General features: G+C 74.3%; 8 protein-coding genes. 3 read left to right on the top strand and 5 right to left on the bottom strand.

Annotated features, from left to right (window positions below; translation table 11 throughout):
* Positions 1–4 precede the first annotated feature (4 nt).
* Positions 5–646, bottom strand: coding sequence for a TetR/AcrR family transcriptional regulator (locus tag Sdi02f_RS07155; RefSeq protein ID WP_108932958.1), 642 nt, complete (start codon positions 644–646; stop codon positions 5–7).
* A gap of 148 nt (positions 647–794) precedes the next feature.
* On the opposite strand from Sdi02f_RS07155, the gene Sdi02f_RS07150 reads away from it, so the two are divergent.
* Both Sdi02f_RS07150 and Sdi02f_RS07140 read left to right on the top strand, forming a co-directional pair.
* Positions 795–1,805 carry a hypothetical protein gene (locus Sdi02f_RS07150; protein WP_055467533.1) on the top strand — a complete coding sequence of 337 codons (1,011 nt, stop codon included), beginning with the start codon at positions 795–797 and terminating at the stop codon, positions 1,803–1,805.
* A gap of 451 nt (positions 1,806–2,256) precedes the next feature.
* Complete coding sequence (locus Sdi02f_RS07140) at positions 2,257–2,772, top strand: DUF4396 domain-containing protein (RefSeq protein WP_030401615.1); 516 nt, start codon at positions 2,257–2,259, stop codon at positions 2,770–2,772.
* A gap of 30 nt (positions 2,773–2,802) precedes the next feature.
* On the opposite strand, the gene Sdi02f_RS07135 is transcribed toward Sdi02f_RS07140, so the two are convergent.
* Complete coding sequence (locus tag Sdi02f_RS07135) at positions 2,803–3,213, bottom strand: four-helix bundle copper-binding protein (RefSeq protein WP_108932957.1); 411 nt, start codon at positions 3,211–3,213, stop codon at positions 2,803–2,805.
* 177 nt (positions 3,214–3,390) lie between these two features.
* Between Sdi02f_RS07135 and Sdi02f_RS07130 the strand changes: the two genes are divergently transcribed.
* Positions 3,391–4,041, top strand: a complete 651-nt coding sequence (locus Sdi02f_RS07130) for a precorrin-8X methylmutase (RefSeq protein WP_053664545.1) — start codon at positions 3,391–3,393, stop codon at positions 4,039–4,041.
* 38 nt (positions 4,042–4,079) lie between these two features.
* Here the strand turns inward: Sdi02f_RS07130 and Sdi02f_RS07125 are convergent, their stop codons facing one another.
* The 3 genes from Sdi02f_RS07125 to Sdi02f_RS07115 all read right to left on the bottom strand — a co-directional run bounded on the left by Sdi02f_RS07125 (position 4,080) and on the right by Sdi02f_RS07115 (position 12,299).
* Positions 4,080–4,841: a cobalt-precorrin-6A reductase gene (locus tag Sdi02f_RS07125; RefSeq protein WP_055467537.1), complete on the bottom strand. Its 762-nt coding sequence runs from the start codon at positions 4,839–4,841 to the stop codon at positions 4,080–4,082.
* 101 nt (positions 4,842–4,942) lie between these two features.
* A complete protein-coding gene (locus tag Sdi02f_RS07120) occupies positions 4,943–10,165 on the bottom strand; it encodes a DNA repair ATPase (RefSeq protein WP_108932956.1) in 5,223 nt (1,740 codons plus the stop codon).
* A 100-nt stretch (positions 10,166–10,265) separates the two neighbouring features.
* Positions 10,266–12,299 carry an SPFH domain-containing protein gene (locus Sdi02f_RS07115; protein ID WP_053664551.1) on the bottom strand — a complete coding sequence of 678 codons (2,034 nt, stop codon included), beginning with the start codon at positions 12,297–12,299 and terminating at the stop codon, positions 10,266–10,268.
* Positions 12,300–12,338 lie beyond the last annotated feature (39 nt).

Here is a 12,338-nt window from a genome sequence, read left to right as displayed (position 1 = left end):
GCCTTTACGTCTGCGTCCGTTGCTCCGCGGCGTCGAATGCGGGTGCCAAGGGGGCCAGGGCCGTGCGGAGTTGGTCTGGCAGGGGGCCGGAGGGCACGACCAGGGTTCCGGCGGTGTCCGCGTCGCCGGTCGGACGGAGCCAGGTTTCCAGGGCGATGCGGACCGCCGCGGCGACGCTTGCGGCGAGGACGCGGGCCGTGTGTGCTCCGGTGTCGTCCAGGCGTTCGGCGATCACCGCCGCGAGAGGGGGCTCGATGCCGGCGGTGGTGTCGAGGAAGGCGTCGCGCAGTGCGGGCCGGGTGGTGATCAGCAGCAGCGCCTCGTGCGCGCGCTCGCCGGTGTTCGTGTACTGCTCGACCACTGCCTCGGTCACGGCGTCGGCCAGGCGCACGTCCGCGGTCCGGGCCGCGACCGCCGCGGCGATGCGCGCCTCCCGGTCCGCGGTGACGGCGGAGACGATCGCCTGCTCTCGGCTGGCGAAGTAGTTGTTGTAGGTGCGCGGCGAGACCCCGGCCGCTTCCGCGATGTCCTCGACCCGCACCCGGTCCGGCCCGCGTTCGACGGCCAGGCGCAGGGCCGCCTCACGCAGCGCCTCGCGCGTGGCCTGCTTCTTCCGCTCCCGCAGCCCTGGTGGTGTCGCCGTCACGGGGCCAGCGTTCCACACGGGCGTGCGTGTCCGCAAAATTGCGCGCACGACAACCTGCGTGGACGCAAACTTGCGTGCACGCATCTTTCCTGCCAGGCTCGGCCCGACCGGAACCGGCAGAGAGGACGTCCCCGTGCGAGCAAGAGGAATGACCTACGACACCGGATTCGTCGTGCACGGCCGGACGTCCCGCGCGCACTTCGACCCCTCGGTGGTCCGGCGCGAGCTGGGCATCATCCGCGACGACCTGCACTGCAACGCGGTCCAGATCATCGGCGGCGATCCGGACCGGCTGGAGCTGGCCGCCGTCGCCGCCGCCGAACTCGGCCTGGAGGTCTGGTTCTCGCCGTATCCGCTGGAGCTGGATCCGGAGCAGATCCTCACCCTCTTCGGCGACTGCGCCGCGCGGGCGGAGCGGCTCCGGCGGCAGGGGGCCGAGGTCGTGTTCGTCGCGGGCGTCGAACTGAGCGTGATGAACCGCGGGTTCCTGCCCGGAGAGAGCCCCGAGGAGCGGGTCGGGCGGTTGATGAGCCGACCCGGGCGACGGGCCGAGGCGATGCGCGAACTCGGCGTGCGCCTCAACGCGTTCCTCCGCGACGCCGTGGCCACGGTCCGCCGGCACTTCCAGGGCCGGCTCACCTACGCGTCCATCCAGTTCGAGCAGGTCGACTGGGCCCCCTTCGACATCATGACGTTCGAGCTGCTCCGCTCCGCCGAGGTCGCCGACCGGTTCCGGGACGCGGTGCGCACCCTGGCCGGGGGCCCGAAGCCGCTCGCCGTCACCGGCTTCGGCACCGCGGCCTACCGCGGCGCGGGGGACCGCGGCGGTCGGGTGCTGGAGGTGGTCGAGCACGACCCGGAGACCAGGGTCCCGGTGCGACTCGACGGCGTGTACGAACGCGACGAGGCCGGCCAGGCCGCGTATCTGGGCGAACTGCTGGAGATCTTCGAGACCGAGGGCGTGGACAGCGCGTTCGTGTTCCTCTTCGCCCTGCCCGGCTACCCGCACCGTCCGGACGGCGACCCCCGGGACGACCTGGACCGGGCCGGGCTGGGCATCGTCGCACTCCTCGAAGGCCAACGGGGGCGGACCTACCCGGACATGGAGTGGGAACCCAAGGCCGCCTTCGCGACAGTGGCGCAGCGGTACCGGAGGTGACCCGCGGGCGTGGGCGGGGCCGGAGCGGTCCGGACCGCCTCCCGCCGGACGGCCGACGCTGCGAGGCCGGCGGGGAGGGACGCGTAGTGGTGATGCCGCCCGTGACGGCGACGGCCTCGCCGGCGGTGCAGCCGGAACGGGCGGCGGAGGTCCCGCCCCCGCCGCGTCACCCCGCCGCGCCGAACCACGCCTCCGCGAGCGCGGGCAGGGTCTCCCGCGCGGGAGCACCCACCTCCCGCAGGTACCAGGGGAGATCGCTGTACACGTGCAGCAGCGTGTACGACAGCAGGACGGACGGGTCGAAGGCGGCCCGTACGCCGCGGCCAGGCGGGCCAGCAGGGCCGGGCGCCCGCCGGCGCGTCCACCCCCCGCTTCCGCCCCCGTCTCCGCTCCGTCCGCGGAACCCTGCAACACTGGCCCACATACCCCAGGGGGGTATACAGTGAGGCTCATGGACCACAGCACGCACCACTCGGGCACCGGGCACCACCACACCGCCCCCGCGGGCGACGGACACGGCCACCACGCTCACGGCGCCACCTGGGCGACCGCGATGCGGGCGACGCTGCACTGCCTCACCGGGTGTGCCGTCGGCGAGATCCTCGGCATGGTCGTCGGCACCGCCCTGATGTGGGGCAACGCGCCGACCATGGTGCTGGCCATCGCCCTGGCGTTCGTCTTCGGCTACTCCTTCACGCTGTTCGCGGTGGTGCGTGCCGGGGTGTCCCTGAAGGCCGCCCTGAAGGTGGCGCTGGCCGCCGACACCGTCTCCATCGCCGTGATGGAGCTGATCGACAACGGCATCGTCGCCCTCGTACCGGGCGCGCTGGACGCGCACCTGTCGGACGGGCTGTTCTGGTACGCCCTGCTCGGCGGCCTCGCCCTGGCGTTCGTGATCACGACGCCGGTCAACAAGTGGATGATCGGCCGCGGCAAGGGCCACGCCGTCGTGCACGCCTACCACTGACCGCCCCCGGCACGGAACTGCCCGCCGGCCTCAGCCCAGGCCGGCGAGCAGTTCGTCGCACGCCTGCACGCAGCTTCGGCACGCCTCCGCGCAGACCCGGCAGTGCTCGTGCATGCCGGCGTGGCGGCCGCACTCGTCGGCGCAGGCCCGGCACACGGTCGCGCAGGCCTGCAGCACGGCGCGGGTGACGTTGGCGTCGTAGCCCGTGTGCCGGGACAGGACCGAGGCCGTGGCGCTGCAGACGTCGGCGCAGTCCATGTTGGTGCGGATGCACTTGGTCAGATCGGCGACCGCCTCCTCGGACAGGCAGGCGTCGGCGCACGCGGTGCACGCCTGGGCGCACCTGAGGCACTCCTCGATGCACGTGGCCATGGCGTCCCGGTCCACGCCGCCCAGGTCGGCGGGGTAGGTACGGAGTAGGTCGTTCACGGTGGTCGTCATGGTGGCCGCTCCTCTTCCGCTGTTGTTCCGCTGGTCTTCCGCTGGTCTTCCGCTGTGTGCCTTGCGTCGGTGCCTGCCGGGTTTCACCGCGCGGCGCACGGCAAACCGCCGCCGGTGCCCTGTCGGTATGCTCCCGGCCGTGGCCGTCAGCCGACCGAGAGCAGCGAGAAGAGCACCGTGAGCCCGTACGACTCCCCGAACGAGTACGAGTACGAGAAGGACGGCGCGGCCATCTACCGCCAGTCGTTCGCGACCATCCGCGCGGAGGCCGACCTCTCCGGGCTGCCCGCGGACGTCGGCCGGGTCGCGGTCCGGATGATCCACGCCTGCGGGATGGTCGACCTGGTCCGTGACCTGTCCTGGTCGCCCGGCGTCGTGGCCCGCGCACGCGAGGCCCTGCGGGCCGGTGCGCCGGTCCTGTGCGACGTGCGGATGGTGGCCAGCGGGGTGACGCGCAAACGGCTGCCCGCGGACAACGAGGTCCTGTGCACCCTGTCCGACCCCGCCGTCCCCGAGCTGGCGGCCCGGCTCGGCACCACGCGCAGCGCCGCCGCCCTCGAACTGTGGCGCGACCGCCTCGACGGGGCCGTCGTCGCCGTCGGCAACGCGCCCACCGCGCTGTTCCGGCTGCTGGAGATGATCGACGCGGGGGCGCCCCGCCCCGCCGCCGTCATCGGTGTCCCGGTCGGTTTCGTCGGCGCCGCCGAGTCCAAGGACGCGCTGGCCGCCCACCCCTCGGGCCTGGAACACCTCGTCGTGCGGGGGCGCCGCGGGGGCAGCGCGATGGCCGCCGCCGCGATCAACGCGATCGCCAGCGAGGAGGAGTGAGCGGCGGGACCGGCGTGCGGACGTGAGCCAGGGGAGAGCTAGGGGACCCGCTTCCCGCGTGCCGCGCCGATCCATCGCGCCGCCTCCTCGGGTCCGCCGACGACCGGCACTCCCCGGGGCGCCGGCGGCCTGCGCACCACGACCACGGGCAGCCCCGCCTCCCGGGCGGCCGTCAGTTTCGGGGCGGTGGCCGCTCCCCCGCTGTCCTTGGTGACCAGGACGTCGATCCGGTGCCGGCGCAGCAGCTCGCGTTCCCCGTCGAGGGTGAAGGGGCCGCGGTCCAGCAGGACCTGGGCGCGGGGCGGGCAGGGCTCCTCGGGCGCGTCCACCGACCGTACGAGGAACCAGGGGTCCGTCAGGCCGGCGAAGGCGGCCAGGCCCAGCCGGCCGGTGGTCAGGAAGACCCGTCGGGCGGCGAGGGCGGGCAGGAGCGCGGCGGCCTCCGTGAGGGAAGCGGCGTCGTGCCAGACGTCCCCCTCGACGCGCCGCCAGCCGGGGCGGCGCAGCACGAGGAGGGGGACCCGGACGGTGGCGGCGGCGTGTGCCGCGTTGCGGGTGATGGTGTCGGCGAAGGGATGGGTGGCGTCGACGAGGAGGTCCACCGCGTGCTCGCGGAGCCAGGCGGCGAGCCCCTCGGCGCCGCCGAAGCCGCCGACGCGCATCTCGCCCGGCGGGGTCCGGGGAGCGGAGACGCGGCCCGCCAGGGAGTTCGTCACGCGCAGTCCCGGCGACGGCCCGGCCGCCAGCAGTTCGGCGAGGCGGCGGGCCTCCGTGGTGCCGCCGAGAAGCAGGACGTGCACGGCGGCCCCCTTCCTCTCCGTGGTTCCCGTGGTTCCCATGGTTCCCACGGCTCCCGTGGCTCTCCCGGGTGGCTCGACTCAACCACACCCGGCCGTCGGCATCACCGCCCCGTTCCGTCCGCCGCGTGCCGTGCGTGGGGGTTGGCCAGCAGGTGGCGGGGATCGGCGGCGCGGGTGATGGCGGACTCCACGGCGGCGACCCGGTCCGCGAGCAGCCCCAGGGCGGCCACGGCACGCACCACCGGGTCGTCGTCGGCACCGCCGAGGGTGCGGGCGCGGACGTGGGCGGCGCGCACCTCGGCCCAGCGGTCGGCCTGCTCCGGGGTGAGCGTGCCGCGCAGCTCGGCGAGCTTGAGGAGGTTGGCCTCGGCCCCGTGGGTGAGGGTCTGCGCCTCGGCGGTGTAGTGGTCGTCGAGGACGGCGGCGCGTTCGGCGTCGTTCATGACGGGGCGGATGCGCTGGGCGATCTTGTTCATGTTGCGGTAGGAGCCCTGGAGCCGGAAGGGCGGTTCCGTACGGGTGTCGTCCGACTGGGCCGCGGAGGCGATGTAGGCGGCGTTGACGGCGAGCACCGTCTCGCGGGCGGCCACGAGGTGGCGCAGGACGGACTGGATCCGCTCCAGCTCGGCCGGCGGGTAGGCGTGGCCGAGGCGGTCGGCGCGGGCGGTGGGGTCGCCGGCGGCGAGGCGGACGAGCAGCTCCAGGTCGGCCCGGTCGCGGCCGGCGAGCGGGGCCAGGACCGGGTTCGCGGTGAGCGCGTTCTCCAGGAAGCTCAGCGCGAAGGCCTCCTCCTTGCCGGTCAGGACGTCGCCCAGGTTCCACACGTCGGCCCGGTTGGCGAGCATGTCGGGGACCTGGAAGCGGGCGCCGGACTCGGTGTAGGGGTTGCCGGCCATGCAGACGGCGAAGCGCTTGCCGCGCAGGTCGTAGGTGCGGGGGCGGCCGTCCCACACGCCGTCCACGCGGCGGGTGGCGTCGCACAGCGGGATGAACTTCTGCAGGAGTTCGGGGGACGTGTGCTGGATGTCGTCCAGGTAGAGCAGGGTGTTGTTCGCGGACGCCAGCGCGAAGTTGACCTTCTCGATCTCCCGGCGTGCGGTGGCGTCGGGGGCGTCGGCCGGGTCGAGCGAGGTGACGGTGTGGCCGAGCGCGGGGCCGCTGACCTTCACCAGCATCAGGCCGAGGCGCTCGGCGACGTACTCGACCAGCGTCGTCTTGCCGTAGCCGGGCGGGGAGAGGAGCAGCAGGAGGCCGCCGGTGTCGGTGCGCTTGCCGTCTCCGGTGGTGCCGAGCTGCTTGGCGAGGCTGTCGCCGACGAGCGGGAGGTAGACCTCGTCCACGAGCCGGTTGCGGACGAAGGCGGACATGACGCGCGGGCGGTGGTCGTCCAGGCGCAGGCGCTCGCGCTCGGCGTCCACCAGACGGGTGCGGCGCCGCTGGTAGGCGCGGAACGCGGGAACGTCCTCGGCGGCGAAACGGGCGGTGCGGGCGAGGAACTCGTCCAGGCGCAGCGGCAGCCGCCCGCCCGTGACGCGCGGGTGGGTGCCGAGCAGGCCCTCCGCGGTGGCCGTGGGCGGGTTGTCCCCGTCGTAGCGGGGCAGGTCCGGGCAGAGCTCGGCGGCGACCGCCTCGGCCAGGTCGCCGGGGGTGAGGTCGGTGCCGGAGGCGGCGGCGTACGACGAGATCCACGCCTCGGCGAGCTGTCCGCGGGCGGCCAGGTCGTCGAGCGCGGCCAGGTCCTCGTCGTAGGCGGGGGTGCCCACGGTGCGGCGGAACTTGTCCAGGAGCGTGCGGGTGCCCGCGCCGAGGACGAAGCCGTCGGGGGCGCAGGTCAGTTCGTGGAAGAGGTAGGCGGCGGCCGCGCGGGCGCTCCCGGCGGCGTCGGCGACGCCCTCGGCGGGCCGGGCCGCGCCCGCCGCCCGGCCGGCGGCTCCCCCGGTGCCGGAGCCGCCCGCCCCCGCGGGCGAACCGGCCGCGTCCGCCGTCGGGGCGGCCGTGCCCGTCGCCGGACGGGCGCCCCCGCCGGCCGGTCCCGTCCCCCCGCCCGCGGGGCCGTCCTCCGCCGGGGCGGCGGCCTCCGTGCGCGCGAGGCCGGTTCCGGTGTCCGCACGGCCGGGCGCCGTCGCCCCCGGCCCCCGGCCCGCCCGCGTCCACGCGCCCACGGCCTCCGCGAGCTCCGCCTCCAGGTCCGCGATCGCACCGGAGAGGCCGAAGGTGTCCCGGGCGCGGGCCAGGGAGCGGGCGCGCCGGGTCCACGCCTCGCGGGCCCCGGAGGTGGTGCCGTGGGCCCAGAAGAGCTGGGCGGCGGCCCGGGCGGCGGGCTCGTGTACGAGCGTCCCGGCGCTCTCGTACAGGGGCAGCAGGGCCCTCAGGACGACCGTGGCGTCATGGTCGTGCACGCCCCGCTCGTAGCCCTCGTCGTACGCCTCCTGCGCGGCCTCGCGGACGAGGGCGGACAGGTCGTCGGCGGCGGCGAGGGCGCCCGCGCCGTGCTCGCGGAGCAGGCGGGCGGCCAGGTGCTCGGCGCGGTAGACGCCGGGGGACTCCGAGGGCAGGGTGCGGTCCCAGTAGGGGCGCGTGGCCGCGAAGGCCGGGTCGGTGACCGGCGAGCGGTAGTCGGTGCCGGTGAGGGCGAAGGCGAGTCCGTCGCCGTCGGGGACGAGAGTGAGGTCCAGGGGCTGGGTGTTGACCGCGAAGCGGTGGGCGCCCAGGCGCAGGGTGCGGCCGTCGTCGGCGTACAGGTCGGTGCGGTCGCGCAGGGCGCGGGCGGCCTCCTGGCGGGCCGACTTGAGGCGCCCGTCCAGTTCCTCCGCGCGGACGGTGTCGCCGAGGGCGCGCAGTTCGTCGGCGGTGCGGCGGACCTTGGCCGGCATCGGGTCGGAGGCGAAGTACGTGCTGACCGCGTCGGCGTCGGCGAGGGCGGCGCACCGGCGGGTGATCGTCTCCAGGATCCGTGCGGCGGAGGCGGCGAGCTGCTCGGCACGGCGGGCGCGGGTGTCGGAGAGGGCCTGCTTGCGGGCGGCGAGCGCGTCGTAGATCTCGGTGCGCTTGTCGGCGAGTTCGGTCAGGAAGCCGTCGAACTCCGCGAAGCGGGACTCCAGGTCCTCCAGGCGGGCCAGCAGCCGCGCCAGTTGGTCGTCGCAGCGCTCGGGGGTGTCGGCGGCGGCGAGGGCGGCGGTGACCGCCTGGCCGAGCAGGGCCGTCTCGGCGGTGAACTCGGCGCGGCCCTCGTGGTCGAGGAGGGCACGGCGGCGGGCGTCGAGGGTGGCGCGGGCGCGGTTGACGCCGCCCAGGACACCGGCGACGCGCTCCAGCAGGGCGGTGCGGACGGTGGCGTCGCCCATGTCGAGTTCGGCGACGACGTCTGTGACCGTGCGCAGCCCGTCGGCGAGTTCGTCGAGCCGGGCGGCGACGGGCTCCGCCTCGGCGACGGTGGCGATGGCCTCCGCGTCGGCGACGAGGCGTTCGACGTCCTCGCGCTGGGCGTCGAAGGCGTCCTCGCGGGCGAGGAAGGCGACGGCCCGCCGCCCGAGGCCGGCGAGGGACGCCTCGGCCTCCTCGGCGAGGGCGTCGATGCCGGGGACGTCGGCGTACCGCATCTCCTTGACGTTCAGCAGGTGCCCGTGGGCGTGCCGCAGTTCGGTCAGGCCCCGCACCCAGGCGGCGGCCTCCTTGGGCGCCTCGCCGCGCAGCCGCCGCACCACCGCGGCGATCCGCTCGGCGGCCTCGTCGCGGGCCTCGGCCGCCCGCCGGGTCAGGTCCCGCACCGTCTCGAACTCGGCCAGCACCTGCTCGGCCGTCTCCCGTACGGCGGCCAGCGCCCCGGCCAGGTCGCCCAGGTCCTCCTCGTCCAGCCAGTGGTGGGCGTCGGCGGCGCGCACGCAGGACGCGGCGAGCGCCTGGTAGCCCTCGGCGGTGGTGATCCCCTCGCCGACCGCGGAGGCGACCGACAGGCAGGCGGAGATGCCGCGCACGAGGTCGGCGTTGCCGACGCGGGCCAGCGGGCCGCTGCCCGTGGGCGCGGCCGCGGCGAAGGTGTCGGAGAGGTACGGCGAGTGCCACAGCTGCACCGGGTGCACCTGGGCCGGTTCGTCGCCGTCCGCGCGCAGCACCGCGAAGGTGCCGTCCCCGGACAGGGCCCAGCCGCGGCAGGGCAGCGGGTTGGCGACCTCCTTGCGGATGGTGTTGTACGACAGCAGCAGCCGCCGGCTCTCGCCGCGCGCGTGGAAGGCGTACAGCACGTCCTCGCCGTTGGGCGAGCGCACCTCCCGCTCGAACTCCAGGCCGCCCGCGTCGAGTTCGTACGTCTTGTGGGCACCCGTGGCCAGGCAGTAGCCGCCGGGGAAGACGATGCCCTGGTCGTCGGGCAGGCGGCGGCAGGCCGCGCCGATGCCGTCCAGGCGGACCACCGACTTGGTGAGGGTGTTGAAGACCAGGTGGCGGTCGGTGTCCTCCTTGTAGGGGCGCACGCGCAGCAGGATCAGGGCACCGACCCGGGCGTGGGCGATGTCCGCGTCGGCCAGGGACTGGAGGGGTTCGTCGACGGGCTCGGAGTGGATGCCCTCGGCCGTCTCGGTGTCGTCCTCCAGCTTGACGGTGAGGGTGCCGCCCACCGCGCTGACGTAGAACTCGCCGCGCACGGACACGTGCGGGTGGCGGCCCAGGACGTGGTCCTCGCGGGTGGCGGCGGTCCACTCGAAGTCGTGCGGCGGCGGGAACACGTCGTCGCGTTCGCCCCGTGCGTCCAGGAAGGCGGTCCGTCCGTCCTCGGTCAGTTCCCAGCGCAGGACGCGGATGTCGTCGGCCTTCTCACCGGTGCGGAAGACGGCCAGCAGCCGCCCGTCCACCGGGCGCAGCCGCAGCAGCCGGGCCTGCCGGTAGTAGCGGTGCAGGTCGGTGAACTCCCGCACGAAGGCCGGGTCGTCGAGCAGGCCCGGCACGGCCGACTCCGGCAGCGGGTTCAGGTCGCGGTCGTACAGGGTGAAGACGTCGGCCACGGCGACCCGGTCGCGCCGGCCCGGACGGCCGGTGGAACCGAGCAGCAGGACGTCGCCGACGGCGGCGACGTCGCAGGGCACGACCGGGTGCTCGGTGCGCAGCCGCTCGGTGGAGGCCAGTTCGAGCCGCGCCGACCCGAACTCCTCGATGCGGCGGGCGTTGAGGAGTCCGGCCCGGTGGGCGAGGTCGGCGGACTGCGCTGCGAGGCGGTCGCGCAGTACCTCGTACGCGCCGGCGTCGGCGGTGTCGTACGCACCGTCCGCCGTGGTCGCCGTACCCGGTGTGCCCGTCGTGCTGGTCGTAGCCGTCTCCGCAGCGGTGGCCATGAGCGGTTGGTCCCTTCCAGGATGCGAGGGGTGCCGAAGCCGCCGACCCCCGTGCGGCGGCCTCGGCACCCGGTCTGTGATGGCCGGTGGTGGTGGCCGGTCAGACCCTGGTCTTGCCGTTCAGCGCGGTCAGCGGCGTGTCGGCGAGCCCCAGTTCACCGGCGCGGTCCAGCAGCCGCTGCACCTGCCCGGCGTCCGGGCCGCCCGACTTCATCAGCTTCATCAGCAGCGCCGAGACCGTCAGGTTCTGCACGTCGCCGGTGGAGACCGAGCCGAGCACCCGCGTCAGGTCGTCGGTGAAGCTAGACGAGCCGTCCAGCCAGGGCCCGGCGAGGGCCTGCGCCGTCTCGGAGTGCTTGACGAACCCGTCGACGCCCTTGCCGAGCGAGACCGAGGACACCAGGCGGTCGAAGAAGACCGAGTCGCCGCCCACGATGTCGATGTCCGCGTTCTCCAGACCGGTCGCGAGCACCGTGGCCTGGGCCTCGGCGACCTGCCGCTGCACGTCGAGCCCGGCCAGCCGGATGTCCTTCTCCGCCTCCAGGCGCAGCCGGTACTCCTCGTGACCGCGCGAGGCGTCGTCCAGGGCGGCCATCGCCGCGGCCTTCTCGGTGAGCCCGGCGGCCTCCGCCTTCAGCTTGCCGCCGATCGCCTCGGCCTCGGCGAGCGCCTTGGCCCGCGCGCCCTCGGCCTCGGCACGCATCCGGGCCTCCGTGGCCTCCGCCTCGGCACGGCCGGCCTTCTCGATGACGTCGGCCTCCTTGTCGCGGACCTGGACCGCCGCCAGGCCCGCCGCGGCCGCCTCGGCCTGGATGCCCTCGGCCATCCGCAGCTTGGCCTGCGCCTCCAGGTCGGCGCTCTTCAACCGGGCCTCGGCCATGGTGAGTTCCTCGGCGGCACGGTGGGTGGCCGCCGCCTCCGCGGCCTCGGCGGCCTTGATGTCCTTGACCAGCCGCTCCTGCGCCTCCGCCTCGGCGGCGATGATGACGGCCTGCCGCTGCCGCTCGGCCTCCTCCACCGCGCGCAGCTTCTTGATGGACTCCTCCTGCTCGGCGACCGTCCGGTCCACGGCGACGCGCTCGCGGACGACCTCGGCGATGTTCCGCTTCTCCGCCTCGACCTCCTTCTCGGCGGCGATCCGCGTCAGCTGGGTCTCCCGCTCGCGGCCGATGGCCTCCAGCATGCGGTCCTTCTCGATGCGCTCGTTCTCGACGGCGATGACCCGCTCGCGGTTCTTCGCGGCGACCGCGACCTCACGGGCCTGGTTCTCGCGCTGCACGCCGAGCTGCTCCTCGGTGCGCAGGAACGCCGTCTGCGCCCGCAGCCGCTCCTCCTCCACGACCCGCGCCGTCTCGGCCTCCTCGCGGGCACGGGTGGTGTCGATCTCGCGCTTCTGCTTGATCTCGGCGTCGGCCTGCCGGCGCTCCAGCTCCAGTACGGCCTCGCGCGCGTCGACGTTCTGCCGGGTGATCTCCTTCTCCTCCGTGCGCCGCGCCTCGTTGGTGCGCACGTGCTCCACGGCCGTCAGCTCGGTGATCTTCCGGATGCCCTGGGCGTCGAGGACGTTGGCCGGGTCGAGCTGGGTCAGCGGCGTCTGCTCCAGGTAGTCGATGGCCGCGTCCTCGAGGTGGTACCCGCTGAGGTCGACGCCGATGACCTCGATGATCCGGTACCGCAGCTCCTCGCGCTTGGTGTAGAGGTCGGTGAAGTCCATCTGCTTGCCGACGGTCTTCAGTGCCTCGGAGAACTTCGCGTGGAACAGCTCCTGCAGCGTGTTCCGGTCGCTGGCGCGGGCCGTGCCGACCGCCTGGGCGACCTTGACGACGTCCTCGACGGTCTTGTTGACCTTGACGAAGAAGGAGATGCGGATGTCCGCGCGGATGTTGTCGCGGCAGATCAGCCCCTCCTTCCCGGCCCGCGTGATCTCGATCGTCTTCACCGAGATGTCCATGACCTCGGCCTTGTGCAGCACCGGCAGGACCACCTGACCCGTGAAGGTCACGTCCACCTTGCGCATCTTGGAGACGATCAGCGCCTTGCCCTGCTCGACCTTGCGGAAGAGGCGCGAGACGCCGAACAGCACGACGACGACCAGGACCAGGCATACGACGGCGAGGACACCGATGACTTCCATGGGACACGTCCTTACGGCAATGAGACGGCTGTCACGAGG

The organism is Streptomyces ardesiacus, from assembly GCF_003112575.1.
Taxonomy (GTDB): Bacteria; Actinomycetota; Actinomycetes; order Streptomycetales; family Streptomycetaceae; genus Streptomyces; species Streptomyces ardesiacus.
Note: the sequence above shows the minus strand (reverse complement) of the source record. Positions and strands in the feature narration are given on the sequence as shown.